The organism is Curtobacterium sp. MCSS17_016 (genome assembly GCF_003234255.2).
Taxonomy (GTDB): domain Bacteria; phylum Actinomycetota; class Actinomycetes; order Actinomycetales; family Microbacteriaceae; genus Curtobacterium; species Curtobacterium flaccumfaciens.
The window spans coordinates 1,921,952-1,947,856 of record NZ_CP126254.1; the positions used below are offsets into that span (position 1 = coordinate 1,921,952).

Sequence of the window (25,905 nt, forward strand, 5' to 3'; positions counted from 1 at the left end):
CGAGGTCTCGAATACGTCACAGTTGGGAATTTCGGGGGACGAAATTGCTCAGGGATCGGTCAGGGTGCCCCGGACGATCGAGTCGCCGGAGTGCGCCGGATCGCCGTCGTCGGCCTCGGCCGAGACGTCCACGACCGGGAACTCCGCGGTGTCGATGCCGCCGGGCACCGTGAAGCGGCCCTGGTCGCCGTCGAGGTAGCCGACGCTCACCAGTCCGCCGAGGTCCGACCGCATCATCCAGACCTCGCGCAGCGGACCGGTGTCGGAGCGACCGCGCTCTCCGTGCAGGTCGACGAGCAGGGTCACCCGGCCGTCCTGGTCACGTTCGAGTTCGGCACGGCCGGTCGTCCCCGACCAACCGGGCAGTGCTGCGAGCTCGGTGTTCGCCAGGACGGTCTCGGTGTCGCCGCGGGGGAGTCCGGGGACGATTCCCGACGCCACACCGATGCCGACGACGACGGCGAGGACACCGACGCCGGCAATCGCGATGGCGAGGGCTCGGCGACGACGGGGTCGGGGTCGGCGGGCCACGGCGTGGTGCTGCGCGTCGGACGGCCTGGCGACGGACGCGCGTTCGTCCGCTCGTCCGGCTCGGGTCGGCGGCGCCGCAGCCTGTTGTGGCGTCCGGGCGATCTCGGCCGCGATCCGGTCCCACACGTGCTCCGGGGGCGCGGCCAGCGTGACGTCCTCGGACGCACGGGTCACCGCGGCGACGCGCTGCAGTGCGGCCACCTCGTCGCGGCACCGGTCGCAGGAGGCCAGGTGCTCGGCGACGTCGTCCGCGGCGACCTGGTCGGAGACCGCGAGCATCGCCAGCGTCTCGTCGTCGACGTGCTTCATTCGATCACCTCCAGACGTGTTCGGAGCCGAGCCAGACTTCGGTGGATGTGGCTCTTGACGGTGCCCAGCGGCAGTTCGAGCCGTTCGGCGATCTCACGATGGCTGAGGTCGTCGTAGAACGCCAGTCGCATCACGCGCCGTGGGACCTCGTCGAGCCGCTCGAGCTCGCCGGCGACCAGTGCGCGTTCGGCCAGGTCGAAGGCCGGTTCCGGCGCCGGGGTGGTCTCCTCGACCACGTCCGGGTCGGCGGCGCTGGCGTGCCGTCGGCGCTCGTTCTGCGCGTCGGCGATGCAGTTCCGGGTGATGCCGACCAGCCATGCGCCGAGCGGGGCGCGGCCGGGGTCGTAGCTCGTGCTGCGCTGCCAGGCCTTCACGAAGACCTGCTGCGTGACGTCCTCCGCGGCGGCCGGGTCGGCCAGGGCGCGCAGGGCCAGCGAGTACACGAGCGACGACCACCGTTCGTAGACGGCTCGCAGGGCGTGCTCGCCCCCGGCGCGGAACGCGTCCGAGAGCTCGCTGTCGTCCGGGAGGATGGTCGTCACGTCTTCCTGTCGCTGGCGCGGTCGTCGTCGACCACGATCCGATCGTAGGGGGCGGATCGTCGCCACGGTCAGGCCGGGACCGCGGTGACGACGAGGTTGCTCTCGTAGTGTCCGGTGGCTGCGTCGAACGTCCCACCGCAGGTCACCAGGACGAGCCGTCGTGGTCCGTCGTCACGGAACACCTCGCCCCAGGGGAGTCCCTGCTTCTCGAGCATGCTGACGGAGTCGATCCGCCACGCGGTCTCGGCACCGTCCGCGTCGGTCAGGGTGACCCGGGTGCCGGCCGGGGCGTCGCCGAGCCGGGAGAACGGGCCGATGCCGTAGCCGACCGCGTCGACGTGGGCCGCGATGACGACGGTGCCCTCGGTGGACGACGGGGCGGCACCGAACCGGTACCAGCCTGCGGTCGCCGGGTCGGGCGGCAGCGCCATCGCGCCGTCCTCGTCGACCCCCTCGGGGCGGATCGGCGCACTGATGCCGGCGTGGTCGACCGTGATGGTGGTGGGGGCGGGGGCGTCCCGGACCGGGGGGATCGTGGCGGCCTGCTGCGGGACCTCGGTCGAGAACGCCGACGGGACCGGTGTGGGGGTGGTGGTCGGCAGGACGGACGGCTGCCCGCCGGGGGTGGTCCCGGCCGACGAGCATCCGGTCAGGGCGGCGGCCGCCACGGCGACGACGAGCGTCACCGTGGCGGACCGCACGGGGCGTGGCACGTTCAGCGGCGGGTCGCTGCGTGCCGGCGGCGGAGCACCACGGCCCCGATCGCGGCAGCGGCGGCCAGTGCGGCCGCCGCTGCGCCGACCAGGGGCAGGGGGTCCTGGTCGTTCGTGGCCACGAGACCGGCGTTCCCGGCGGGGACGCCGTTCGGCGTGCCACCGAGGTCCGCGATCGTCTGCGTGGCGAGGGCGAGGTTGTCGTCGTCCAGGCTGCCCCAGGCGTAGACGATGGTCGACGAGCCCGCGGTGACCGCGACGTCCGCCGGGCCGATCACGGGGTCGGTGGTCCCGGTGGCGGCGACGGTCGCCGACACGGTGCCGGCCGGCAGCTCGAGTGCCTGCTCGTCGGGGTTCGACAGGTTCGACACCACTGCCTTCCCGCCGGCGAGGACGTCGACGGCCGGTGCGGCGGCGACGTGGCGGACGACCAGGCGTCCCTGGCCGGCCGCGACGGCCGAGGTGTCGTTGGTGAACACCGTGGCGGTCGGCGACCCGTCCGTGGCGTCGTGGGCGACGGCGGTGTAGTTGCCGCCGGCGTCGAACGAGACGTCCGCCGGGCCGATGATCGGCTTCGACGCATCGGTGGCGTCCGAGGCGGTGATCGCGAGCTGGTGCGCACCAGCCGGCACCATCATCGGGCCGGCGAGGGTGCCCGGGGTGAAGTCGTCGATGGCACGTTCTCCGTCGAGGTAGACGTCGACGGTGACGTCGGGGACGGCGTGGAGGACCGAGAGCGTCGCCTCGCCGGTGGCGGCGGTCGCAGCGGTCGCGGGCAGTACAACCGCAGCGGCGGCGAACAGGACACCGGCGCTGAGGCCGGTGGCGAGTGTCTTGCGCATGACGTGTCTCCTTCGGGCCTGTCCGGGCCGGTGCGGACGACGTCGTCCTCGACGTCGTACCCCCACTACCGCCGCAGCACCCCGATCGGATGCAGCGATTTCCTGGGGATCAGCTGAGACGGCGCCAGACCCCAGCGTTGCCCGGACGCGACCAGGTCTCCGGATCGCCCGTGACGGCCTCGTCCCCGGCTCCCCGGTCGGTGAGCCGGTACGCGGAGTCCGGCGTCCACCCTGCGACGACGCTCGCGCGGCTGCCGTCGACCGGCACGGTGAGCCCGGAAGTGCGGAACCAGCCCGCGACGGTCAGGTGCACGACGTCGTACTCGGTGGCTACCGCGGACCAGTCCGGCTGCACCCAGTCGCCCTGTCGTCCGGTCGCCACGGCCCAGTCGTTCCGTCTGGTCGTCCCCGTCACGTCGAGCGGCCAGCGCCGGCACAGCGCGGCCCAGTCGGCGGGACCGTCGACGGTGCACACGCGCGCCGTGGCATCGGCCGGCACCGCCGAGACGACGGCGCGTTCCTGCCCGAAGGAGTCCTCGACCGCCCAGAGCGCCAACGGCCCGGCGGACGGGAACGGCGCTCGCGTGTGCTGCGCGAGCGGCCACGGCGGCGTGGTCCACCACACACCGCTGGCCACCCCCGGGTTCCCCTCGGCGTCCTCGCGGCGCAGCTCCCGGGACCAGTCGGCGAGCGCCTCTGCCGCTCCCGGACGTCGGGGCTGCTCGTCCTCGTCGAACTCGACGGTCCATGCTCCGCCCTGCGGGTCGAAGAGCCTGCGCACGACCGGGCTTCCGACCGCCCACCGAGCGAGCCGCCGGAGCGCGGCCTGCAGTTCCGTCCGGGCGAGGAGCGCGTCCAGCGCGTCGGGTTGCTGCCACCACAGCGCGCTCTCCGCAGTCGACTCGAGTGCGACCGCGACGTCGTCCTCGCCCACGGACGGCAGGGACACCGCCTCGAGTGCGCTCGCCACCGCTGCGAGGTCCGGAGCCGGATCGGGTTCGACCGGACCACCGATGCCGAAGAGCGTTCGGTCGTCGCCGCGTTCGACGCCGAGGTGGTGCTCCGCCCAGAAGAGCAGGTGGCCGAGCTGCACGGCGGCCGGGTCGTCGGAGTCCTGGACACCCCTGACGAGCTCCAGGCAGAAGCGCCGGCCACGCGGGTGGGCGAGCAGGTCCGAGGCATCGATCACCGATCCAGGCTAGTGACGGTCGCTAACGCACCCGTCGCACCCGCCGATAGTCCTCCGTGCAGGCCCACGGACGGGCCCGCATCCCGCCCCACGGACGGCGGCGGGACGATCGAGAACCAGGACGGGCCATGATCGTCGTCACACGACTGAACGGCAGCGGATTCGCTGTGAACCCCGATCTCGTGGAGCGCATCCAGGAGACGCCGGACACGACGCTCATCATGGTCGACGGCGCGAAGTACATCGTGCGGGAGTCGATGGCCGACGTCATCGACCTGATCGCCGCGTACCGCGCACGCATCGTCGGCATGGCCTACGGCACCGACCAGGCCCCCCGCACGAACACCGGCCCGCTGCCGACGCTCGCCCCGGTCGCCGCGCTCCGCTCCACGCAGCACGGCCGCGCGCTGGACGGGGGTCGCTGACGTGGACATCGCAACGATCGTCGGCATCCTGCTCGCCTTCGGCGCCCTGTTCGGCATGGTCCAGATGGAGCACGTCGAGCTCGGTGGACTCTTCCTGCCCGCCCCGATGCTGCTCGTGTTCGGCGCCACCATCGGCTGCGGCATCGCGAGCACCACGCTGAAGGACGCGATCGCCAGCTTCAAGGCCGTGCCGAAGGCGTTCACCGGCAAGGTCACGCCGCCGGCGTCGGTCATCGACGACGTCGTCGGGCTCGCCGAGACCGCCCGCGCCAACGGCCTGCTCGCCCTCGAGCAGGAGGCCGACAAGCACGACGACCCGTTCATGAAGAAGGCGCTGCAGAACATCGCGGACGGCACCGACGGCGACGAGTTGCGGATCCTGCTCGAGGACGAGATCGAGTCGAACGCGGCCCCGACCCGGAGCGCGAGCGCGTTCTTCATGGGCCTCGGCGGCTTCGCCCCGACCGTCGGCATCATCGGCACCGTGGTCTCGCTGACCCACGTGCTCGCGAACCTCGGCAAGCCCGACGAGCTCGGACCGCTGATCGCCAGCGCGTTCGTCGCCACCCTGTGGGGCCTGCTGACCGCGAACTTCATGTGGCTGCCGATCGGCGGCAAGCTCCGCAAGCTCGCCCAGCTCGAGTCGGACCGCCAGACGCTCCTGATGGAGGGGCTGCTCGCGGTGCAGGCCGGCAGCCAGCCCCGTCTGCTCGGCGAGCGGCTGAAGGCCATGGTCCCGCCCGCCGCCCGCGCCGACACGGGCGGCAAGGGCGGCAAGGCCGGCAAGAAGGCCGACGCGGCCGACGACCAGCAGCTGGCGGCCTGACCGTGAGCGCCAACCCCCGGGGCCGCGGCCGCGGTCGCGCGAAGAAGTCCCACGACGAGGCCGAGCACCCCGACGAGCGCTGGATGGCGTCGTACATGGACATGATCACGGTGCTGATGTGCATGTTCCTCGTGCTCTTCGCGATGTCCACCGTCGACCAGGAGAAGTACATCCAGCTGAAGCAGTCGCTCGCCACCGGCTTCGGCGAGGTCGACTCGCAGAAGATCGACACCGCGAGCGGCACCGTCGTGACGAAGGACCAGGTCGAGGACGGCTCCGGCTACTCGACGGACAAGTCCCAGGCGGACCACTCGACCGCGTCGTCGGGCACGAAGGACACCAACGTCGACCCCGCGTCGACGGTGGTGCCGACCACGGCGAGCAAGCAGGACCTCGCCGAGGCGAAGCGCGAGCTCGACGACCTGACGAGGCTCGAGCGTGCGATCCAGCGCAACCTGGCGAAGGCGGGCCAGACCGAGAACGTCCAGTTCACCGTGGACGCCCGCGGCCTGATCGTCCGGTTGATCGGCAGCGAGACGTACTTCGGCACGAACAGCGCGGACCTGTCCGACCAGGCGCGGTCGATCATGGACGCCATCGCGCCGGTGCTGAAGACCTCCGCCCACGACGTCAGCGTCGAGGGGCACGCCGACCAGCGGAACTCGACCGCGCCGTACGCCACCAACTGGGAGCTCAGCGCAGCACGGGCGACCGGGGTCCTGCGCGACCTGGTCGAGCGGGGCGGGATGCCCGGCGACCACGTGCAGAGCGTCGGGTTCGGGTCGAGCCGACCGCTGGCGAAGGGCGGCACCGAGCAGGACCTCGCCCTGAACCGGCGGGTCGACATCGTGGTCCTGTCGAACGCCGACCAGGACGTCAGCGCCCTCATGCCGGCGCTGGCGAAGGCGCAGGACGGAGCACAGCAGGGCTGAGACACGCAGCGCAGCAGGGCTGGGACACGCAGCGCAGCAGGGCTGGGACACGCAGCGCGCGGAGCGCACGAGCGCTGCCGCCACCGCCCCACTACGGGGTACAGCACTGACGGGTGCCCCACAGGTGACCGATAGACGCACTCGTGACCGAGACCCTGCCAGCGCCCGAGGTGTACGACTTCGCGCGCCCGTCGACGCTGGCCCGTGAGCACGCCCGGGTCCTCGAGCTCGCCTTCGAGACGTTCGCCCGCCAGTGGGGCACGCAGCTGACGGCGAAGGTCCGCGCGGTCAGCCAGGTCACCTGCGAACAGGTGGAGATGACGACGTACGACGAGTACGCCGCGTCGCTGCCCGCGCTCACCGGCATGGTGCTGCTGCCGATCACCGGCCTGACCCCGAAGGCCGTGCTGCAGGTCCCGCTCGACGCCGCGCTGACGTGGGTGTCGCACGCGCTGGGCGCCTCGAAGCCGCTGCCGACCCCGGACCGCACCTTCACGCCCATCGAGCAGGCCCTGGTCCGCAAGATCGTCGAGGACGCCCTCGACGACCTCCGCTACTCGTTCGGCGGGCTGCTCGCGCAGGACGTCACGGTCGGCGGGTTCCAGTTCAACAGCCAGTTCGCCCAGGCCGCGCAGAAGGGCGACCTGATGATCGTCGCCTCGTTCTCGATCCGGGTCGGCGACCGCATCGCCCCCGGCACGCTGGCCCTGCCGGCCGAGGCCGTCCTGCCGCAGCTCGGCGAGGCCGCCGCACACGTGTCGCCCGCCGACGCCCGAGCCCTGCTCGACGCGCAGCTCGAGAGCGTGCCCGTGGGCGTCAGCCTGCGCTTCGCCCCGGCCGCGGTCCTGCCGACGCAGGTCCTGCGGCTCGCCGTCGGCGACGTCCTGCCGCTGCCGCACCCGCAGCACCGGCCCCTCACCATCGCGGTCGACGGCGAACCCGTCGGCACCGCCGCGGTCGGCGCGAACGGCTCGCGCCTCGCCGGCATCGTCGTCACCACCACGAGCACGGAGCAGCACTGATGACCGAAACGACCACCCTCCACACCGCAGCGGCCGAGTCGCTCGCGGCGCAGCTCCCGACGGCCGCCCCCTTGACCGCGGTGCTCCTGCCTGGAGGCGCGACACCGGTCGTGCTCGACGCGGCGACGGACGCCGTGGTCGCCTCGTTCGTCGGCGGCCTGTCGGCCGACCTGGCGCTCGTGCTCACCGACCTCGAGTCGATCACGGCCGCCGGAGGCACCGACCACGGCATCGTGGCCGTCACGGACGTCCTGCGTCCGTCGCTCGAGGCCGCGGCCGCGGTCCTCGGCGTCGGGGTGCTCGGCGAGGCGAACCGCGAGTCGGCCGCGTCGCTGCTGGCCGACCCGGACACCGTCGTCTTCGAACTGACCGCCGGTGGCCTGCCCGCCGGGTGGTTCGGCATCCGGATCCGCGAGAACGGCACGGTGTCGGCGCCCGTCGTGGCGAACCTGCCCGCCGGCAACCTCGGCCGGATCAACAACGTCGAGATGACCCTGACGGTCGAGATCGGCCGCACCCGGATGTCGGTCCGCGACGTGCTCGGCATGGAGCCCGGCGCCGTCGTCGAGCTCGACCGCAGTGCCGGTGCCCCCGCCGACGTCCTGCTGAACGGCCGCCTCATCGCGCACGGCGAGGTCGTCGTCGTCGACCAGGACTACGCGGTCCGGATCACCCGCATCCTCGACGTCGCCGAAACGGTCTGACCCGCACGTGGACACCCTCGTCGTCACCCTCCGCGTCGCGCTCTCGCTCGGCGTCGTGCTCGCCCTCATGTGGGTGCTGCACCGCGCGAGCCGCAAGCGCTTCTCGGGCAAGCCGTCGGGCCGCCGTGCCGCGACCGTCGAGGTCGTCGGTCGGCAGGGCATCGGCGGCAAGGCGAGCGTCGTCGTGGTCGACGTCGAGGGGGAGCGGCTCGTGCTCGGCGTGTCCGAGCACGGGGTCAACCTGCTCACCAGCGGGCAGGCGCCCGCGCCGGAACTCACCATCGTGACCGGACCGGTGGCGCTGCCCGTGCGTCCCGCCCCGTCGGCCGACGCGTTCGGTCGGGAACTCGCGCAGCAGTCGGACGCCACCACGGGCCTCCCGGCAGGCACGGACGACGTGACCCGCGCGACCGACGCGACCAGCGCCGTCGCGCCGCTCCCGATGCGCCCGCGCAACCGTCGCCCGCAGCGCGCCGTGCCGAGCGCCCAGCAGCTGCAGGGCTCGATCCTGTCGGTCGACACCTGGCGCCAGGCCGCCGCCGCGCTGCGGAACCGGCGGGCCGGGTGACCGCGGCAGGGCCGCACCGGCTGGCACGGTCGGGTCGACTCGTCGCCCTCGTCCTGCTCGGCCTGGCGGTCGTGGCCGGGTTCCTGATGCTCACGACGACCGGTGCGCACGCCGCCGGTGTCGTCGAACCCACCGCCCCGGCGACCCCGACCGCCCCCGCGACCGGTGACTTCAGCGTCAGCGTGAACGGCCCGGACGGCACCCCGTCATCCGCCGTGGTGACGCTCATCGGCATCACGCTGCTGAGCGTCGCGCCGGCGCTGATGCTCATGATGACGTCGTTCACGAAGATCTTCGTCGTGCTCGCGATGACCCGGAACGCGCTCGGGCTGCAGTCCATCCCGCCGAACCAGGTGATCGCCGGACTGGCGCTGTTCCTGTCGCTGTTCGTGATGGCACCGGTGCTCGGGCACATCAACGACGACGCCCTGCAGCCCTACCTGGCCGGGCACCTCGACTTCAACCAGGCCGTCGAGATCGGCACGAAGCCCCTGCGGACCTTCATGCTCCACCAGACCCGCGACGAGGACGTCGCCCTGATCACCCGCGCCGCCGGGCTCGACAACCCGAAGTCGATGGCGGACGTGCCGATGACGACGGTGATCCCGGCGTTCATCATCTCGGAGCTCCGCAGCGCGTTCATCATCGGGTTCGTCATCTTCATCCCGTTCCTGGTGATCGACCTCGTCGTCTCCGCGGCCCTGATGTCGATGGGCATGATGATGCTCCCGCCGGTCATGATCTCGCTGCCGTTCAAGATCCTGCTCTTCGTGCTGGTCGACGGCTGGGGCCTCATCATCACGTCGCTCATCGAGAGCTACCACGTTGTCTAGGGGGCACGCATGAACCAGCAGGCCGTCATCGACCTCGTGCTCCAGGCGCTCCTGGTGTCCGGCAAGCTCGCCGCCCCGGTGCTCATCACCTCGCTCGTCGTCGGCTTCGCGATCTCGCTGTTCCAGTCGGTGACGCAGATCCAGGAGGTCACGCTCTCGTTCGTGCCGAAGGCCGTCGCCGTCGCGATCGCCCTGGTGGTCTGCGGCAACTGGATGATCTCGGAGATGATCGCGTTCACGCACGTCGCCTTCGACATGATCCCGAAGCTGCTCGGGGCCGGTTGATGGAGCTCAGCATCGACGCCGACCGTCTGGAGGCGACCATGCTCGCCGGCGTCCGGCTCGTCGCGTTCTTCGTCATCGCGCCGCCGTTCTCGTACCGGGCGTTCCCCGGCACGGTGAAGGTGATCCTCGGGCTGGGGCTCGCCATCGGCGTCGCCCCGCGCGTCGCCGTCGGCTACGAGTCGCTCGACACGGGGCCGTTCCTGCTCGCCCTGCTCACCCAGCTCGTCGTCGGGCTGTCCCTCGGGTTCCTGGTGTTCCTGGTGTTCGCCGCCGTGCAGTCGGCGGGTGCGCTCATCGACCTGTTCGGCGGGTTCACGCTCGCGCAGGCGTTCGACCCGCAGTCCCAGGTCAACGGCGCCCAGTTCACCCGCCTGTTCCAGATGACCGCGCTCGCGCTGCTCTTCACCTCGGGCGGCTACCAGCTCATCGTCGGCGGCCTGGTGCGGTCGTTCGACGCCGTGCCGCTCACCGGCACCTTCGCGGTGGACGGGCTCGCGTCGATGCTCGTGACCGCGATGTCGCAGATGTTCCTCGCCACCCTGCAGATCGCCGGCCCGCTCGTCGTCGTGCTGTTCCTGGCCGACGTCGGCCTCGGGCTGCTGACCCGCGTGGCTCCGGCGCTCAACGCGTTCCAGATGGGCTTCCCGATCAAGATCGGCCTGACCGTCCTGTTCGCCGGCGCGCTCTTCATGGCCCTGCCCTCGGTGGTGTCGTCGCTGACCGGCGATGCCGTCGAGGCGATCACGGGACGGGGGTGACGACGTGTCCGACAGCGGAGAACGTTCCGAACAGGCAACCCAGCAGCGGATGCGCGAGGTCCACGAGAAGGGCCAGATCGGTCGCTCGCAGGACCTCGGCGCGTGGATCGGGATCGCCGTCGCGGCGCTCATGATCCCGGCCGCGATCGGCAACGCCGCGGCCGCCGGACAGGACCAGCTGCTCGCCGTGCAGCGGGTCATCGAGGACCCCGAGCTCGGTGCCGTGCAGGCCCTGCTCGCCGACGCCCTCGGCTCGATGGGTGCGACCCTCGGCCCGATGCTCGCGGTCGTCGCGGTCGCGGTGCTCGCCGCCGCCGTCACCCAGGGCGGGGTGCACTTCCGCAAGATGACGCCGCAGCCCGACCACTTCGATCCCGTCGCCGGACTGAAGCGCGTGTTCGGCACCCAGGCGCTCTGGAACGGGGCGAAGGCGCTGCTCAAGACCGCCGTCGTCGGGCTCGTCCTGTGGTTCGCGGTGCAGGGGCTCATGCCGGTCCTGATGACGAGCGGCTCGCTGCCGCTGTCGGCCGTCCTCGAGGCCGCCGCCGCCGGGTCGGGCACCCTGCTGCGCGCCGCGATCGTCGCCGGGCTCGTCCTCGCAGCCCTGGACGTGTTCGTGGTGATCCGCCGCAACCGGAAGCGCACGATGATGACAAAGCGCGAGGTCAAGGACGAGAACAAGCGGAGCGACGGCGACCCGCTGGTGAAGTCGCAGCGCCGCTCCCGCCAGCTCGCGATGAGCCGCAACCGGATGATCCAGGCCATCGGCACCGCGGACGTCGTGATGACGAACCCGACCCACTACGCCGTCGCGATCAAGTACGAGCCGGGGAAGTCCGCGCCCCGGGTGGTGGCGAAGGGGGCTGGTCCGGTCGCCGACGTCATCCGCGCCCGAGCCGAGGAAGAGCGGGTGCCGATCGTCCGCGACGTCCCGCTCACCCGGGCCCTGCACGCCGCGTGCGAGCTCGGGCACGAGATCCCCGTCGACCTGTACACGCCGGTGGCCCGGGTCCTGTCCTTCGTGATGGCGCTCAAGGCCCGCGGCACCGCTGCCGGCACGCACGCACCGCCGCGGCCGACCACCCCGGACGAGGTCGCGAGCGTCATCGACCCCGCCACCCTGACCGGTGACCTCCGCCCCCGCAGGCTCCGCGTGCCGCGCACCGCAGAGAACCAGACCGAAGGACTCCCCGCATGAACCGCAAGGACCTGCCGAAGCTCGTCGTCCCGGTGTTCATCGTCGGCATCATCCTGCTGCTGATCCTGCCGGTGCCGTCGTTCCTGCTCGACTTCCTGATCATCATCAACATCCTGCTGGCGCTGGTGATCCTGCTCACGACGCTCTTCGTGAAGAAGCCGCTCGACTTCTCGGTGTTCCCGTCCCTGCTGCTCGTCGCGACGCTGTTCCGCCTCGGCCTCAACGTGGCGTCCACCCGGCTGGTGCTCGGCGAGGGCTTCGCCGGTGACGTCATCCAGGCGTTCGGCCACGTCGCCGTCTCCGGGTCGATCATCATCGGCGCGGTCATCTTCCTCATCCTCATCGTCATCCAGTTCGTCGTCGTGACGAAGGGTGCCGAGCGCGTCGCCGAGGTCGGGGCACGCTTCACCCTCGACGCGATGCCGGGCAAGCAGATGGCGATCGACGCCGACCTGAACGCCGGGCTGATCACCGACCAGGAAGCCAAGGAGCGCCGCGCCGCGGTGTCCGCCGAGGCCGACTTCTACGGCGCGATGGACGGTGCGTCGAAGTTCGTCAAGGGTGACGCGATCGCCGGCATCCTGATCATCATCATCAACCTGATCGGCGGCATCGCGATCGGCATGCTGCAGAACGGACTGTCCGTCACCGACGCCCTGTCGAAGTACGGCATCCTGACGATCGGTGACGGCCTGGTCACGCAGATCCCGGCGCTGCTCATGGCGGTGTCCACGGGCATGATCGTCACCCGGTCCGGTGCGGAGTCCGAGATGGGGTCCTCGGCCGCGACGCAGCTGTCGCAGTCGCGGAACGCCCTGATGATCGCCGGCGTCGCCGCGATCGCGATGGGCTTCATCCCCGGCATGCCGATCCTGCCCTTCCTGCTCGTCGGCGCGACCCTGCTCTTCACGGGCTGGCGCATCGGCCGGAACGCCGCCCGGGCCGAGGCCGACGCCGCCCAGCAGCAGGCACTCGCGGCCGCCGCACCGACCGGCGACACCCCGGAGGACCTGCTCGAGCAGATGCGCGTGCACGCCCTCGAGATCCTGCTCGCCCCCGACCTGGTCGACATGGTGTCCGGCGCCTCCGACGACCTGCTCGGCCGGGTGCGTGCACTCCGCCGCAAGATCGCGATCGACATGGGCATCGTCGTCCCGCCGGTCCGCACCCGCGACTCGATCGACCTGCCGCCGTCGACCTACGCCATCCGGATCGCCGGCGTCGAGGCCGGTCGGGGCACCGCGCCCGCCCGCAGCGTCCTGGCACTCGGCGACCACCTGGACGGCCTGCCCGGCACCTCGACCGTCGAGCCGGTGTTCGGCCTGACCGGCAAGTGGGTGCCCGCCGAGCTCCGGCACGCCGCCGAGATGACCGGCGCGACCGTGATCGACCGGGTCTCCGTGCTCGTCACCCACCTGCAGGCGGTCATCGGCGACAACGCCGCGCGCCTGCTCACCCGCGAGGACGTCAAGGTCCTGACCGAGGGCGTCAAGCAGGTCAACCCCGCCGCGGTCGAGGAGCTCGTCCCCGGCATGCTCTCGATGGCCGAGCTGCAGCGGGTGCTGCAGGGCCTGCTCGCCGAGCGCGTGCCGATCAACGACCTCGGCCGGATCTGCGAGGCCCTCACGCTCCGCGCCAAAGTGTCGACCGACCCCGAGGGGCTCGTCGAGTCCGCCCGTGCGGCCCTCGGCCCGGCCCTCGCCGCCCGGCACACCGACGCCGGCACCCTGCGCGTCATCATGATCGACCCGATGCTCGAGCAGTCGATGCTCGAGGGGCTCCGGCCGTCCGAGCAGGGCAGCCAGATCGTGCTCGACGCGCACCGCATCGAGCAGGTCCTGGGCTCCGTCCGCGACGCCGTGCGCTCCGTGGAGGACCAGGGACTCTCCGCCGTCCTGGTCTGCGCCCCGCAGCTCCGCCCGGCCGTGCACCGCATGGTCGCCGCCCAGTCGAACGGGCTCCCGGTGCTCTCGTACCAGGAGGCCACCGCCGCGGGCTCCACCATCGAGACCGTGGGAGTGGTCCGTGCCGCCGACCCGATTGCAGCGTAGCGGCGCCACGCTCGAGTCCCTCCGCGACGCGGTCCGGACCGAGTTCGGTGCGGGTGCGCGGATCGTCGCGGCCGAACGCGTGACCACGCCGGGCTTCGGCGGGCTGTTCCGCAAGGCGCACGTCGAGGCCACCGTCGAGGTGCCGGAACCGGGGGACCAGCCCACCGCCCGGGTGATCATCGCCGACTCGCCCGTGCAGCGCGTCGGCATCGCCGCGCTGCTCGCCGACGCCGAGGCGGCCGAGGCGGCCGAGGCCCGCATCGTCGGCACCGACGGCACCAGGGCGACGCGGGCCGACGCCTTCGCGTCGGTGCTCGACGGGTTCCAGGCGGACGGGATCACGCCGAGCGCCCCGCGCCCGACGCGCGCGCCGGCCGAGCCGGACGTGCCCGCCGGGGTCGACCCGCGCCTCCAGGCCGCCGCCGACGCGCAGACGGTGGTCGACACGCAGACGGTGGCCGTCGCGCAGCCGGTCGTCGAGCCCCGGTCGGGAGGCCCGTCCCGCGTCCTCGACGCACCCTCGCCTGCTCCGGTGGCCCGGTCCACCGCGCCCGCCGTACGGTCCGCGGACGGTGACCTGGTGCTCCTGGTCGGGCGGCCGAACGACGTCGACGCCGCCGCCGGACTCTTCGCGGTGCGGCACGCGCTCCGGCCGACGGACGCCGCCGACCGCCGTGCCGCGATCCTGGCGCGGGCCGACGGCGTCCGTGACGGGCACGCCGTGCTCGCCGTCGCCGCGTGGGACGACCGGGCGACCGGCGACGCGCTGCAGGCCGACCAGGTGTGGGTCGTGGTCGACGTCGGGCGGAAGCCCGCGGACTCGGCCGCGATGGTGTCCGCGGTGGGCTCGCGGCTGCCCGTGGTCGGTGTCGTGGCGATCGGTGCGGGGGAGACCGCCACGCCCGGGTCGGTGGACCTGCTGGGGCTCCCCGTCGTGTCGCTAGGCTGAACGGGTGCTGGTACTCACGCGGAAGGTCGGCGAGCGGATCCTCGTCGGCGACGACATCGTCATCACGGTGCTCGACTCCCGGGGCGACGGCGTCCGGATCGGCATCGACGCCCCGCGCGGCGTGAAGATCCAGCGCGAAGAGGTCGTGCGTGCGGTCGCCGAGGCGAACGCCGAGGCCGCCGCTGCCGGTGACGACGCCGAAGCGCAGCTGCGCGCGGCGCTCGGAGCGCGTGGCGGGGCTGCCGCGGACGGCTCGACTCCGTCGGGACCGACCGACTCCTAGCCGTCCGACGCAGCCACGCCCGTCGGGGGCGCGGCTGCCCGTCGATCACGGACGGGGCTGCACGTCCGTCACGGTCGGGGCTTCTTCTCCTGTTCGGCCAGGCGGCCGGCGTCGGCCTCGGCGGCGAACCAGGCGCGGGCCTCGTCCTGTCGGGCCTGCTCAGCACCGAGCGCGATCGGTGCGCGGACGTGACCCGGCTCGTACCCGAAGGTCTCGATCAGCTGCGGCACGATCGGCCGGACCCGGGCGACGAGCCGGTCGATGTACGCCGACACCGCACGGGCACGCTGCGCCGACAGCCGGCCGTGCAGCAGGTACCAGTCCAGGTGCTCCTCGAGCAGGCCGAGCGCGAACAGGTCGCGCAGCCACACCAGCACGCGTCGTGTGTCGCCCTCGGTGACCTCGTCGAGTGCCTCGGTGAAGGCGTCCCACTGCATGAGCTCGGCGTGCGCCTTCGACGCCTCGATGAGCTCGTGCTGCGAGCGGTTCAGCAGTCGGGCGGCGCGGGCGCGGTCCTTGCCGGCCGACGCCAGGCGCATGCCGATCTCGGCGACCATCGTGTCGACCCGACCGGCGAGCAGCTCGCGCTGCGTGCGGGGGTCCTGCAGGTCGGCGACGCTGGCAGCCAGGGAGCCGCGGTCCGCCACGGTCTGGCCGAGGCGACGGATGCCGGACGCGTCGGCCAGCTTCGACGCCGCGACGGCCGCCACGAACTTCGCGGTGGACGCCGGGTCCTTCGGTGCCTTCGCACGGAACTCGGTGAGCAGGCGCTTGCCGACGAGCTGCAGCAGCACGGTGTTGTCGCCCTCGAACGTCACGTAGACGTCGAGGTCGGCGCGGAGCCCGGTCAGACGGTTCTCAGCGAGGAACCCGGCACCGCCGCAGGCCTCGCGGGCCTCCTGCAGGGTGCCGAGCGCCGACCACGTCGACATCGACTTGAACGCCGCGGCCTGGGTCTCCAGGTCCTCCCGGCGCTCCGGGGTGTCCTCGCGCCCGCTGAAGACGTCGTCGAAGGTGCGCAGGAGCTTCTCGTGCGCGAACGACTGTGCGAACACCGTCGCCAGGCGCGGGATGAGACGGCGCTGGTGCCGGCCGTAGTCGAGCAGCACACCCTCGGTGCCGTCACCGGTGGGGAACTGCCGGCGCTGCATCGCGTAGGTCAGGGCGATCTGCAGCGCGATCTTCTGCGCGACGACCGCGGCGCCGTCGAGCGACACCCGGCCCTGCACCAGGGTGCCGAGCATCGTGAAGAACCGGCGGCCGGGCGAGGCGATCGGCGACGAGTAGGTGCCGTCCGCGGCGACGTCGCCGTAGCGGTTCAGCAGGTTGGTGCGGGGGACCCGGACGTGGTCGAACGCGAGCCGCCCGTTGTCGATGCCGTTCAGGCCGCCCTTGGGGCCGTCGTCCTCACCGCTCACGCCGGGCAGGAACGCCCCCGCGGCGTCGCGGAGCGGGACGTAGAACGCGTGCACGCCGTGGTCGACACCGGCGGTCACGAGCTTCGCGAACACGACGGCGGCGTGCCCGTGCAGGGCAGCGTTGCCGATGTAGTCCTTCCACGCACCGCGGAACGGCGTGTGGATCTCGAACTCCTCGGTCGCGGGGTCGTACGTGGCCGTCGTGGCGATGCTCTGCACGTCCGAGCCGTGGCCGGTCTCGGTCATCGCGAAGCAGCCGGGGACCGCGAACGAGACGATGCCCGGCAGGAACTCGCGGTGGTTGGCCTCGGTGCCCAGGTGGTGCACGGCGGACCCGAACAGTCCCCACTGCACCCCGGCCTTGATCTGCATCGACGGGTCGGCGGTGACGAGCTCCTCGAACGCGGCCAGGTTGCCGCCGTGGTTGCTCTGGCCGCCGAACTCGGCGGGGTAGGGGCGCTGGATCGCCCCGGCGTCGACCAGGGTCCGGAGCTGCTCGAGCACGCGTGCCCGGTGCTCGGGGATCGGCTGACCCTCGATCTTCTGCATCGCGGGGTCGAGCGCGAGACGCCGGGAGATCCGGCGGTCCTCGGCCCAGCGTCCGAGCAGGAGTTCCTGCACCAGCTCGACGTCGATGCGGACGTCGGTGTCCGTGCCGGCGGTCGGGGTGCCCGCTGCCGGGTCGCCGGCGGCGTCGGCGTTCGGCGCGGCGTGCTGCGCGTCGACGTCCGGCGCGGTGTCGTTGCCGCTGGCGGGGGTGGTGCGCTGGGCGGGTGCGGTGTCGACCATGGGCGGAGTCCTCCTGAACTGCGGTGTCCGTGTTGCACGGTCCACGCTAGACACCGGTGCCGACAGTGGCGGGAACGCCGTGCGGGGCGCACAACCCCGTGTCGCCGGTGCCGTCAAGGGGTCGTGGGAACCCTCCAAAGACATGAGCCGGGTTCGACGATTGGGCGCGCCCGCCCGGCCAGGGGCAGACTGGCCGCCATGTCACGTACCACCCCCGCGGACCGCGAAGGCCGTCCCGGACGCACCTTCTTCGGGCAACCGTTCGAGCTCTCGACACCGTTCGCCGTGGAGCTCTGGGAGCGGTTCTCGTTCTACGGGATGCAGGGCATCGTCCTCATCTACATGTACTACACGGTCACGCAGGGCGGCCTGGGGATCGACAAGGGCATCGCCACCGGCATCATGGGTGCCTACGGCGGCGCGGTCTACCTGTTCACGATCATCGGGGCGTGGATCGCTGACCGGCTCATCGGCGCGGACCGGACCCTGTTCGGCAGCGCGATCGTCGTGATGCTCGGGCACATCGCCCTCGCGCTCATCCCCGGGGTGGCCGGAGTCGGGGTCGGCCTCGTGCTCATCGCGCTCGGCTCCGGCGGGCTCAAGGCCACCGCCACCACGATCGTCGGCGGCCTCTACAGCCGCGAGGACCCGCGCCGCGACGCCGGCTTCTCGCTCTACTACCTCGGCGTGAACCTCGGGGCGTTCTTCGGACCGCTGCTCACCGGGCTGCTGCAGAGCTCGCTCGGCTTCCACTGGGGCTTCGGCCTGGCCGCCGTCGGCATGGCGGCGGGCCTGGTGCAGTACGCGATCCGGCGGGGGAAGCTGCCCGAGGTCGTCCGCCACGTGGCGAACCCCGTCGACCGTCGCCGTCTGCCACTCATCGGCGCCGGTGTCGTCGTCGCGCTCGTCGTCATCGTCGTCGCCGTGCTGACCGGCCTGCTCAACGTCGGCAACCTGCCCACCGTCGTGGTGGCGGTCGTCGTGCTGGCCACCATCGGCTACTTCGTGGTCATCCTGTCGAGCGGCATCACCCGTGACGAGCGGTCGCGGGTCTTCGCGTTCATCCCGCTGTTCATCGGCAGCGCCGTGTTCTGGTCCCTCTACCAGCAGCAGTTCACGGTCGTGACGGTCTACTCCGACGAGCGCCTCGACCGCTCACTGTTCGGCTGGGAGATGCCGGTGTCGTGGGTGCAGTCGATCAACCCGGTCTTCATCATCGTGCTGTCCGGCGTCTTCGCGGCGCTGTGGACCAAGCTCGGCGACCGCCAGCCGTCCACCCCGACGAAGTTCGCCCTCGGCACCGGGATCATGGGGCTCGCGTTCCTGCTCTTCCTGCCGTTCACCGGCTCGGGCGAGAACGGCACGCCGCTGCTGGCGCTCGTCGGCATCCTGCTGGTCTTCACGCTCGCCGAGCTGCTGCTCTCGCCGGTCGGCCAGTCCGTCGCCACGAAGCTCGCGCCGCCGAAGTTCCAGACCCAGATGGTCGCGCTGTTCTTCCTGTCGGTGTCGCTGGGCACCGCCGTCACCGGGGTGCTGTCCCGCTACTACGACCCGGCGGACGAGGCCCCGTACTTCACGATCCTCGGCCTGGTCGCCGTCGTGGTGGGCGTGGTCCTGCTGCTCCTGGCCAAGCCGGTGCTGCGGCTCATGCGCGGCATCCGGTAACCTGAGCGGAGCCACACGCCGACGCAACCAAGGAGTCACCACGCATGCTCGAACTCATCGCAGGGATCATCATCGGCGTCGGCGTCCTCGGTGGCGTCGGGTGCTGCATGGCCGTCGCGGCCATGATGAAGAGCGGCTCCGAGGAGTACTGAGTCCCTGACCCGGACTACTCGTTGCTGTCGGTCGTGACCGGCACCAGCTGACGACTCAGGACGGTCGCGCGCTCGAAGGGGCCGCGGCCGTCCTTCGTGTACGCGGGCTCATCGAAGGCGACGGTCCACGTGCGCTGTGTCCCGCCGATCTGACTCCCGCCGGGTGCCACGATCACCCCGATCGGCTCGTCGGCCCACTGCTCGCCAGCGCGATCGGTGTCGATGACCTGCACGAGGGCCCCGATGCCGAGACCGGGAGCGTCGTCGGGGCGGGGACTGGGGGAGCGGCGGCGTCCGAACACGCCATCACCGTAGCGGCGAGTGGTCATGGAACGTCTGTGCGGCACCTGTCGACACGCTGACGGCCCGGCCGCCGCGTGGTCGGAACACCCCGCCTGCGGCGCGTCGAGTGGTCACGAACTGTCGGCTGCGGCGCCGCCAGGCGACGCGTCGTGACCGCTCGGCGGAGGTGAGCGGGGTGTTGCGACCGGCGGGACGACGGCCGGGAGGCCCGTGGCGGGCCCGTGGCGCGCCTCCAGGCCGCTGTCGGTCGCGTCCAGAGCGCGGGCCGGGTGGTCGGGACACCCCGCCTGCCGCGCGTCGAGTGGTCACGAACTGTCGGCTGCGCCGCCGCCACCCGACAGTTCGTGACCCCTCGGCGAAGGTGAGCGGGGTGTTGCGACCGGCGGGACGACGGCCGGGAGGCCCGTGGCGGGCCCGCACCGCGCCTCCAGGCCGCTGTCGGTCGCGACCAGAGCGCGGGCCGGGTGGTCAGGACACCCCGCCTGCAGCGCGTCGAGTGGTCACGAACCGTCGGCTGCGGCGCCGCCAGGCGACGCGTCGTGACCAGCGCGCGGAGGTGAGCGGGGTGTTGCGACCGGCGGGACGACGGCCGGGAGGCCCGTGGCGGGCCCGCACCGCGCCTCCAGGCCGCTGTCGGTCGCGTCCAGAGCGCGGGCCGGGTGGTCAGGACACCCCGCCTGCCGCGCGTCGAGTGGTCACGAACTGTCGGCGGCGGCGCCGCCACCCGACAGTTCGTGACCCCTCGGCGGACCTGAGCGGGGTGTCTTGACCAGCCCGACACGCGGGACCAGACCCGGCCCGCGTCAGACGGCGGCCGGCTCCACCCGGGCGATCTCGGTGATGGACGAGTGGCCCGTCTCGGGGTGCTTGCGCATCGACAGGAGCCGCTCCATCGACGGTTCGAGCGCCGTGACCTTGTCGAGCGGCGCACTCACGACGAGCTGGAAGCCGAGCCGGAGCCACGCGGTGACGGCACGGCCGGCGAACTCCGAGTCCGCCTTGATGAACGCCTCGTCGAGGAACACCGGCGCGAACCGGGGCCGTGGGCGGGTCTCGTCACCGAGCTGGTAGCGCAGCGCGGCGCCGACGATGAACGCCACGAGCTCCTGCGTCTCACCACCGGACTTGTCGCCGAGCGACGAGTACACGCCGAGGTCGTTGCCGTCGGTGTCGTACCGGACCGCTGTGATCTCCATGTGCCGGCGGACGTCGAGCACCGCGTCGCGCTGGGTGGTGCGGCCCCGGGCGGCGTCCGGGTCGGGCCGGATGACCGCCATGAAGCGCCGGAGCCGTCGGAACCGCGTCTCGAGCACGTCGTCGGTCAGTTCGGTGTCGACCGAGGCCGACAGGGCGCGGAGCTCGCGGCGGAAGGCGGTGACGTCCTCGCGGGTGACCCGGCGGATCTGGATCTTCAGGCGGTCCCGGTTCGCGCCGAACGGCAGCTCCCGCAGGATCTCGTTGACCGGCTCGAGGCGCTCCTCGATCTCGACGACGGCGCGGTCGAAGGCGCCGGCGAGCGGGACGAGGTCCTCGCCGCTCCACTGCGACAGGCGTCGACGCCACTCGCTCCGACGCGCGTGCAGGCCGGTCGCCACGATCTGGTCGAGGATCGCGTGGTAGTCCGGGTACGACGCGACGCCGGTGCCGAGGTTCGGGTCGGGCCAGGCGTCCTGGTACCGCTGGAACGTCAGCGTCAACGAGGTCGAGGCCGCCGCGGCACCGTCGAGCGCCTGCGTGAGCCGCTCCTCGAGCCGGCGCTTCAGCCGTCGGGTGGCGTCGTCGAACCCGTCGACGCCGTCCGGGGCACCGATCTCCTCGAAGGTCTCCTCGAGCAGGCGGGCCTGCTGGTCGTCCGGCAGCGAACCGGGCGAGGAGTCGAAGCGCTCCAGGATCTCGGCGGCGGCGTCCTGGCCGTCGACGAGCACCGCGTGGCGCTCCTCGAGCCGCTGGACGGACAGGCGTGCGGCGGAGCGACGGTCCGCCGCCTCGTCGAGGGACTTCCGGAGCCGGGCGACCGAGGCCCGCAGCGTCCGGAGGCCGTCGTCGGCGGCGAGAAGCGCCTGCCGTTCCTCGTCGAGCCGGGCGAGGGACGTCCCCAGCCCGTCGACGTCGATCGCGGCCCACGTGGCGTCGACCACGTGCTGGTGCGCGGCACGGAGCACGTCGAGCGCCGTGAGGTCCTGTGCGACGTCGGTGCGGCGGGCCTCGAGCGTCGCGAGGTCCTGCGCGATCGAGGCGAGCTCCTGCTCGACCGCGGCGACGCGGGCCTCGTTCGTGAAGCCGATGACGTTCGACTGGCGGCGGTCACCGTGCGCGCCACGACGGCCGTCCCGCAGCTGCCCGGACTCGGTGACCCGGCGGCCACCACCGCCGAGGTCCGACGCCGAGGCGACACAGCGGGCGTCGGTGCGGTCGGACTCGATCCGCTCGCGCACCCAGGTGCTGAACGGCGACGGCTTGATGGCGAGCTTGCCGGACACCATCGCCGGGTCGCCGTCGAGGTCCAGGTGCGGGCCGGTCGGCACACCCTCGAACTGCACGCGGACAGGCAGGCGCAGTGCGTCGATCGCCTCGCTGAAGTCGCCGAGGCGGTCCTGGTCGACGAGCAACGTGCGGGCGACGGGTGCCAGGACGGACTCGATGGCCGTGCGCCAGCGCTCCTCGCCGGGCAGCACGTCGAGCAGTTCCGCCACGAAGGGCAGCTCGGCCGGGTCGATGCCGGCGGCGCGGGCCATCGCGAGCCGTGCCTCGTGCATCGGCAGCGGCATGGCGCCCTGCCGGTGTTCGAGCGACTGGCGCTCCTGCCGCAGGGACCGCTCGCGGTCGAGGAGCGGGTACTCCTCTCGGGTCAGGGCGTCGCGGCGTTCGTCGAGGGCGGTGCGCGCGTCGGCGTACGACCCGAGGAACTCGTGCGAGGCACGCTGGATCCCGATGAAGTCCTGCTCCGAGGAGACCGGGACCCCGAGCACCGCCGTGCGCTCGTCGAAGGTGGCGCGGGTGCGGACCACGGCGTCGCGCTCACGGGTGAGCCGTTCGATGCGGTCCTCGAGCTGGGCGAGTGCGTTGCCGCCCTGGTCGCGGAGCCGGGCCTCGGCGTCGCGCAGTTCGATCTCGACGGCGGCGTGCCGGGCCTCGGCCGCGGCGACCTCGGCGCGCGATGCCGTTCGCTCGCGGGCGTTGCGCGACACCTCGGCGTCGAGCAGGTCGCGCTTCCGCGAGGCCGTCCAGTGCGCGAACGGCGACACCTCGGCGCCGGTCGCGATGCCGTCCAGGGCCGCTGCGGCCTCGGTCGCGCGCGAGATCTCGTCGTGCAGGTCGGTGATGGGGGAGAGGATGCGGACCTTGCGCTCCTCGGTGTCCATCGCCTCGTACGCCTCGTCGAGGGCGGAGAAGTGCGCGAGGGCCCGGTCGGCCGCCTCGTACGTGCCGGGGGTCTCGAGCACGAGCGACTTGTACAGCGCGTCGACGGTCGGCAGGTGCTGGCCGGCCTGGATCCGGGCGAGCAGGCGCATCGCCCGGTTGCCGCCGCCGGAGTCACCGATGCCCAGCCGCGTCTGCAGCGTGTACGCGAGCTCCTGGTAGGTGTCGCGGATGACGAGCCCCGGCACGCGGCCGGTCAGCTCGAGGTGGTGGAACCGCGACGGCACGAACTCCTCGAGCCGGCGCAGGTCGAAGGTGTCGTCGACCGTCGCCATGGTCATCTGGATGTCGCCGACCCCGCGGGCGCGCTTCGGCACGATGTACGCACGCAGCACCGTGAAGCGTCGCTCGTCGTCGTTCCGGAACGTGACCGCCGCAGCGCCCCAGGTGGTCTGGTCGTCGCCGCGCAGGTTCACGTCGCGCAGGCTGCCGGTCTCCGGGTCGCGCCGGGTGTCGACCTTGCCGCGCAGGTACGTGAGCAGGTTGCGCTGGTCGGCGCTGCGGGCGCGGCCGGTGGTGGCGTCGTTGGAGGCGCCGTTGAACGGCACGTCGGACGGCATCATCACGGCCAGGTAGGCGTCCATCAGCGTGGACTTGCCGGTGCCCGAGGCGCCGGAGATGAGCGTCGCCGTGCCGGACAGCTCGACCTGCCGGTGGCCGTGGAACCCACCCCAGTTGACGACCTGCATCGACTCGGCGCGCCACTGCGCGACCGTGTCGAAGAGCGCCGGGATCTCGAACGTGTCGGTCACGCTTCCGTCTCGCCTTCGTCGTCGGTGTCGGTCTCGGCTTCGCCGTCTGCCGGGAGGCCCGGGTCGTCCCCGTCGGTCGGCTCGCCGCCCGGGGTGGTCGCGTCACCCTGCGCGGTGGTGGTCCGCAACCAGGTGTCCAGTTCGAGCAGGCGCTCCAGGGGGAGCAGCACCTCGACGACGCTCGCCACCCGGAAGCGGTCCGGGTCGGAGGTGCGGATCAGGATGCGTGCGGTCACGAGGCGCTCGATCGCCTTGGTGACACGGCCCTCGTCGCGGGTGCGGTCGGTCGCGGTCGCCGGACGGAAACCCGCCACGTGCCCGAGGATCTCGGAGCGGTCGACGACGACCTGGTCCGGGCCCGGTCGGGCGTCGGCGCGCAGGCGCATCCGCAGGTAGACGAGGACGATCGTCTCCTCGCGGGTGTACGGCAGGTCACGGAGCAGGGTCGGGAACGTGCGGCGCTGGCTCTCCGACCGGGCCTGGCGCTTCCACGCGACCTCGCGGTCACGGTCGACGTGCAGCTCGAGGAACAGGTCGTTCAGGCGGGACCGCAGCTGGTACTCGGCGTCGAGCACCGCACCCCACTCGTCGGGGTGTGTGCGGGAGCTGACGTACGAGTGCCGCAGCAGGGCCACCAGGGCGCGTCGCTGGTGCTCGTCGAGCCGGCCCTCGTCGCCCTCGAAGAGGGCGAAGCTGGACTCGTCACGCTCGTCGTCCTGCATCACGGATGCGGGGTCGTCGTAGGGGACCGTGTCGTCGACCGGTGCCGGCGTCGTGTCGCTCACCGTGCCTCCTGTGCGTTCTCGTCGTGTGTGTCGCCGACCGGACGGTGCTCGTCGTCGAGCGCAGCGGTGGGCATGTGGAAGGTGATCGCGGTGCCGTCGGGGCGGACCGTGCGGTGCTCGGCGACGTGCGCGGCGGACTCGAAGTCGTCGCGCCCCGTCAGCAGGTGCGCGAGGCCGAAGAGCTCGACCGGACGGCGCTGCTCGGGCGGCAGCCCGTGGAACGCGTCGACGCTGGAGTCGGCCTCGGCGAAGCGGAGTGCCGCGCGCAGCTCGGTCAGGAGCGGCCCACCGTGCTTGCGGAGCATCTCGACGTCGAGGTCCTCGAAGACGTCGTCGTCGGGTTCCTCGATGGGCGGCGGCACGGACTCGGCGTCCGGGTCGTAGAAGCGCTCGCGCAGCGTGCCGACCTCGGCGGCCGCCGGCAGGAGCGGCAGCGGGATCCGGTCGCGTGCGCCGCCCTGGTCCATCAGGGTGGCGAGGCCGCGGTTGATCGAGCGGAGCACCGCGTCGAGCTCGCGGTCGCGCACCACGTCGTGGGCCACGATCTGGTCGCGGAGCGTGGCGGTGAGCTGACGGCGCTGGGCGAGGACGTCCTCGATGCCCTGGCGCAGGATCGTCACGGTGTTGCGGAAGGCCCGACGCTCGCCCGCTCCGAGACCCTGCGCGAACGGGTGCGCCAGGATCGTCGCGATGTCGTCGCGGAGCCGCAGGAGCAGGGCGTCGTCGCGGAGGAGCTCGAAGGCGCCCTCGAAGGCACGGCCCTCGGGCGTCGCTTCCATCAGGTTGTCCGTGCGCGCCAGGTAGTCGTCGAGGATCTCGCCGATGGGGCGGACCTCTTGCCGGAAGTCCTCGACGATCGAGCGGTGCATCGTCGCGACCGCTTCTTCCACGCGCTTGAAGTCACTCGGCAGCTGCCGGATCAGGTCGGAGATGTTCGTGTACCCGTCGCGCATCCGGTCGTCGTCGACGGAGACGACGTCGTCGCCGTGCTCCAGGCGCTCCCGTTCGGCCTGCAGCTCGGCGATCTGGGCGTCGATCCGGCGGATCCGCACGTCGGGGTCGGGTTCGGCCCGGGCCGCCCACCGGTGCACGGCGTCGACGATCATCGCCAGCCGGCTCTCGCTGATCAGGGCGCGGTCGGCCGACAGGGCGTCGACGAGGCTCAGCGCCTCGAGGGCGTGGCTCGTCAGGGAGTACTGCTCGTCGCCGTCGGGGGAGTTCGAGCGGACGAGCCACTGGGCGCCGACCCACTCGCGGCACAGCGCGCGGCCGTTCGGGCGGGCCTCCTGCGCGCCCTCGGTCGGCTCGCCGACTGCCGGCACCGCCTGGTCGCTGGCGGGCACGCGGGCACCCGCCGCCTGCAGGCGCGCGACGTGCTCCTCGACCTGCAGGTGCATGCGGTCGGCGGGGACGTACTGCACGTCGCGATCGAAGACCGTGCGGAACACGGCGAGGACCGTGGCACTGGTCGGCCGGGACATGAGCCGCAGGGTCGGACGGTCGAGGACCGCTCGGACCCGGGCGAACTCGAGGTCGACGTCGGTCATGCGCCCCTTCGTCCGATCGTGCTGGTGGTCTGGCCCGCGTGCTGCGGCCTGATGAGATGACAAGAGCCCGACGCTGCTGCGTCGGGCTCTTGTCGGTGGTGTTCGTGTTGCTAC

The 25,905-nt window shown here is 72.3% G+C and carries 24 protein-coding genes; 14 read left to right on the plus strand and 10 right to left on the minus strand.

Annotated elements, in window-relative coordinates; genetic code table 11:
* Nucleotides 1-48: 48 nt before the first annotated feature.
* The 5 genes from DEJ19_RS09125 to DEJ19_RS09145 all read right to left on the minus strand — a co-directional run bounded on the left by DEJ19_RS09125 (nucleotide 49) and on the right by DEJ19_RS09145 (nucleotide 4,126).
* Nucleotides 49-840 (minus strand): anti-sigma factor, encoded by a 792-nt coding sequence (locus tag DEJ19_RS09125; RefSeq protein ID WP_111232778.1) that lies wholly within the window; start codon nucleotides 838-840, stop codon nucleotides 49-51.
* On the minus strand, nucleotides 837-1,382 hold the full coding sequence (locus DEJ19_RS09130; protein ID WP_071244624.1) for an RNA polymerase sigma factor: 546 nt from the start codon (nucleotides 1,380-1,382) through the stop codon (nucleotides 837-839). The genes DEJ19_RS09125 and DEJ19_RS09130 overlap by 4 nt, the downstream gene beginning before the upstream one ends.
* A gap of 68 nt (nucleotides 1,383-1,450) precedes the next feature.
* A complete protein-coding gene (locus DEJ19_RS09135) occupies nucleotides 1,451-2,083 on the minus strand; it encodes a class F sortase (RefSeq protein WP_181441478.1) in 633 nt (210 codons plus the stop codon).
* Between the two features lie 14 nt (nucleotides 2,084-2,097).
* Nucleotides 2,098-2,937 (minus strand): DUF4397 domain-containing protein, encoded by an 840-nt coding sequence (locus tag DEJ19_RS09140; protein WP_111232776.1) that lies wholly within the window; start codon nucleotides 2,935-2,937, stop codon nucleotides 2,098-2,100.
* A 109-nt stretch (nucleotides 2,938-3,046) separates the two neighbouring features.
* Nucleotides 3,047-4,126 carry a hypothetical protein gene (locus tag DEJ19_RS09145; RefSeq protein ID WP_111232775.1) on the minus strand — a complete coding sequence of 360 codons (1,080 nt, stop codon included), beginning with the start codon at nucleotides 4,124-4,126 and terminating at the stop codon, nucleotides 3,047-3,049.
* 128 nt (nucleotides 4,127-4,254) lie between these two features.
* Here DEJ19_RS09145 and DEJ19_RS09150 point away from each other — a divergent pair, with 128 nt between their 5' ends.
* The 13 genes from DEJ19_RS09150 to csrA all read left to right on the plus strand — a co-directional run bounded on the left by DEJ19_RS09150 (nucleotide 4,255) and on the right by csrA (nucleotide 14,960).
* Nucleotides 4,255-4,551, plus strand: coding sequence for a flagellar FlbD family protein (locus DEJ19_RS09150; RefSeq protein WP_111054172.1), 297 nt, complete (start codon nucleotides 4,255-4,257; stop codon nucleotides 4,549-4,551).
* A 1-nt stretch (nucleotide 4,552) separates the two neighbouring features.
* Nucleotides 4,553-5,377: a motility protein A gene (locus DEJ19_RS09155; protein WP_111039553.1), complete on the plus strand. Its 825-nt coding sequence runs from the start codon at nucleotides 4,553-4,555 to the stop codon at nucleotides 5,375-5,377.
* Nucleotides 5,378-5,379: 2 nt separating this feature from the next.
* Nucleotides 5,380-6,309, plus strand: a complete 930-nt coding sequence (locus DEJ19_RS09160; protein WP_111232774.1) for an OmpA/MotB family protein — start codon at nucleotides 5,380-5,382, stop codon at nucleotides 6,307-6,309.
* A 143-nt stretch (nucleotides 6,310-6,452) separates the two neighbouring features.
* On the plus strand, nucleotides 6,453-7,331 hold the full coding sequence (locus DEJ19_RS09165) for a flagellar motor switch protein FliM (RefSeq protein ID WP_111101177.1): 879 nt from the start codon (nucleotides 6,453-6,455) through the stop codon (nucleotides 7,329-7,331).
* The gene (gene fliN, locus DEJ19_RS09170) at nucleotides 7,331-8,035 is read left to right on the plus strand and encodes a flagellar motor switch protein FliN (RefSeq protein ID WP_111232773.1); all 705 of its coding nucleotides are present in this window, start codon (nucleotides 7,331-7,333) and stop codon (nucleotides 8,033-8,035) included. The genes DEJ19_RS09165 and fliN overlap by 1 nt, the downstream gene beginning before the upstream one ends.
* Before the next feature lie 7 nt (nucleotides 8,036-8,042).
* Nucleotides 8,043-8,603 (plus strand): FliO/MopB family protein, encoded by a 561-nt coding sequence (locus DEJ19_RS09175; protein WP_027465539.1) that lies wholly within the window; start codon nucleotides 8,043-8,045, stop codon nucleotides 8,601-8,603.
* Nucleotides 8,600-9,436, plus strand: a complete 837-nt coding sequence (gene fliP / locus DEJ19_RS09180; protein WP_027465540.1) for a flagellar type III secretion system pore protein FliP — start codon at nucleotides 8,600-8,602, stop codon at nucleotides 9,434-9,436. Before DEJ19_RS09175 ends, fliP begins: the two co-directional genes overlap by 4 nt.
* 9 nt (nucleotides 9,437-9,445) lie before the next feature.
* Nucleotides 9,446-9,721, plus strand: a complete 276-nt coding sequence (locus tag DEJ19_RS09185) for a flagellar biosynthetic protein FliQ (RefSeq protein WP_027465541.1) — start codon at nucleotides 9,446-9,448, stop codon at nucleotides 9,719-9,721.
* Nucleotides 9,721-10,479, plus strand: a complete 759-nt coding sequence (locus DEJ19_RS09190; RefSeq protein ID WP_071403902.1) for a flagellar biosynthetic protein FliR — start codon at nucleotides 9,721-9,723, stop codon at nucleotides 10,477-10,479. Before DEJ19_RS09185 ends, DEJ19_RS09190 begins: the two co-directional genes overlap by 1 nt.
* 4 nt (nucleotides 10,480-10,483) lie before the next feature.
* Nucleotides 10,484-11,677, plus strand: coding sequence for an EscU/YscU/HrcU family type III secretion system export apparatus switch protein (locus tag DEJ19_RS09195; RefSeq protein WP_111232772.1), 1,194 nt, complete (start codon nucleotides 10,484-10,486; stop codon nucleotides 11,675-11,677).
* Entirely contained in the window at nucleotides 11,674-13,728 is a 2,055-nt protein-coding gene (locus tag DEJ19_RS09200; RefSeq protein ID WP_111022852.1) for a flagellar biosynthesis protein FlhA, read from the plus strand. Before DEJ19_RS09195 ends, DEJ19_RS09200 begins: the two co-directional genes overlap by 4 nt.
* A complete protein-coding gene (locus tag DEJ19_RS09205) occupies nucleotides 13,703-14,677 on the plus strand; it encodes a hypothetical protein (RefSeq protein WP_111232771.1) in 975 nt (324 codons plus the stop codon). The genes DEJ19_RS09200 and DEJ19_RS09205 overlap by 26 nt, the downstream gene beginning before the upstream one ends.
* Before the next feature lie 4 nt (nucleotides 14,678-14,681).
* Entirely contained in the window at nucleotides 14,682-14,960 is a 279-nt protein-coding gene (gene csrA / locus DEJ19_RS09210; RefSeq protein WP_071403899.1) for a carbon storage regulator CsrA, read from the plus strand.
* A gap of 68 nt (nucleotides 14,961-15,028) precedes the next feature.
* Here the strand turns inward: csrA and DEJ19_RS09215 are convergent, their stop codons facing one another.
* Entirely contained in the window at nucleotides 15,029-17,167 is a 2,139-nt protein-coding gene (locus DEJ19_RS09215) for an acyl-CoA dehydrogenase family protein (RefSeq protein WP_111232770.1), read from the minus strand.
* A gap of 198 nt (nucleotides 17,168-17,365) precedes the next feature.
* Between DEJ19_RS09215 and DEJ19_RS09220 the strand changes: the two genes are divergently transcribed.
* Complete coding sequence (locus DEJ19_RS09220; RefSeq protein WP_181441477.1) at nucleotides 17,366-18,832, plus strand: peptide MFS transporter; 1,467 nt, start codon at nucleotides 17,366-17,368, stop codon at nucleotides 18,830-18,832.
* A gap of 166 nt (nucleotides 18,833-18,998) precedes the next feature.
* Here the strand turns inward: DEJ19_RS09220 and DEJ19_RS09225 are convergent, their stop codons facing one another.
* The 4 genes from DEJ19_RS09225 to DEJ19_RS09240 all read right to left on the minus strand — a co-directional run bounded on the left by DEJ19_RS09225 (nucleotide 18,999) and on the right by DEJ19_RS09240 (nucleotide 25,791).
* On the minus strand, nucleotides 18,999-19,313 hold the full coding sequence (locus DEJ19_RS09225; RefSeq protein ID WP_146250624.1) for a hypothetical protein: 315 nt from the start codon (nucleotides 19,311-19,313) through the stop codon (nucleotides 18,999-19,001).
* Between the two features lie 777 nt (nucleotides 19,314-20,090).
* Nucleotides 20,091-23,459, minus strand: a complete 3,369-nt coding sequence (locus DEJ19_RS09230; protein ID WP_111232768.1) for an ATP-binding protein — start codon at nucleotides 23,457-23,459, stop codon at nucleotides 20,091-20,093.
* Nucleotides 23,456-24,244 carry a DUF4194 domain-containing protein gene (locus DEJ19_RS09235; RefSeq protein WP_111232767.1) on the minus strand — a complete coding sequence of 263 codons (789 nt, stop codon included), beginning with the start codon at nucleotides 24,242-24,244 and terminating at the stop codon, nucleotides 23,456-23,458. The genes DEJ19_RS09230 and DEJ19_RS09235 overlap by 4 nt, the downstream gene beginning before the upstream one ends.
* Entirely contained in the window at nucleotides 24,241-25,791 is a 1,551-nt protein-coding gene (locus tag DEJ19_RS09240; RefSeq protein WP_111232766.1) for a DUF3375 family protein, read from the minus strand. The genes DEJ19_RS09235 and DEJ19_RS09240 overlap by 4 nt, the downstream gene beginning before the upstream one ends.
* Nucleotides 25,792-25,905 lie beyond the last annotated feature (114 nt).

Bases quoted from the DNA above. Each gene is read 5' to 3' on its own strand.
- DEJ19_RS09125 (WP_111232778.1), bottom strand. From the start codon at position 840: ATGAAGCACGTCGACGACGAGACGCTGGCGATGCTCGCGGTCTCCGAC.
- DEJ19_RS09140 (WP_111232776.1), bottom strand. From the start codon at position 2,937: ATGCGCAAGACACTCGCCACCGGCCTCAGCGCCGGTGTCCTGTTCGCC.
- DEJ19_RS09150 (WP_111054172.1), top strand. From the start codon at position 4,255: ATGATCGTCGTCACACGACTGAACGGCAGCGGATTCGCTGTGAACCCC.
- fliN (WP_111232773.1), top strand. From the start codon at position 7,331: ATGACCGAAACGACCACCCTCCACACCGCAGCGGCCGAGTCGCTCGCG.
- DEJ19_RS09185 (WP_027465541.1), top strand. From the start codon at position 9,446: ATGAACCAGCAGGCCGTCATCGACCTCGTGCTCCAGGCGCTCCTGGTG.
- DEJ19_RS09190 (WP_071403902.1), top strand. From the start codon at position 9,721: ATGGAGCTCAGCATCGACGCCGACCGTCTGGAGGCGACCATGCTCGCC.
- DEJ19_RS09200 (WP_111022852.1), top strand. From the start codon at position 11,674: ATGAACCGCAAGGACCTGCCGAAGCTCGTCGTCCCGGTGTTCATCGTC.
- DEJ19_RS09215 (WP_111232770.1), bottom strand. From the start codon at position 17,167: ATGGTCGACACCGCACCCGCCCAGCGCACCACCCCCGCCAGCGGCAAC.
- DEJ19_RS09220 (WP_181441477.1), top strand. From the start codon at position 17,366: ATGTCACGTACCACCCCCGCGGACCGCGAAGGCCGTCCCGGACGCACC.
- DEJ19_RS09225 (WP_146250624.1), bottom strand. From the start codon at position 19,313: ATGACCACTCGCCGCTACGGTGATGGCGTGTTCGGACGCCGCCGCTCC.
- DEJ19_RS09240 (WP_111232766.1), bottom strand. From the start codon at position 25,791: ATGACCGACGTCGACCTCGAGTTCGCCCGGGTCCGAGCGGTCCTCGAC.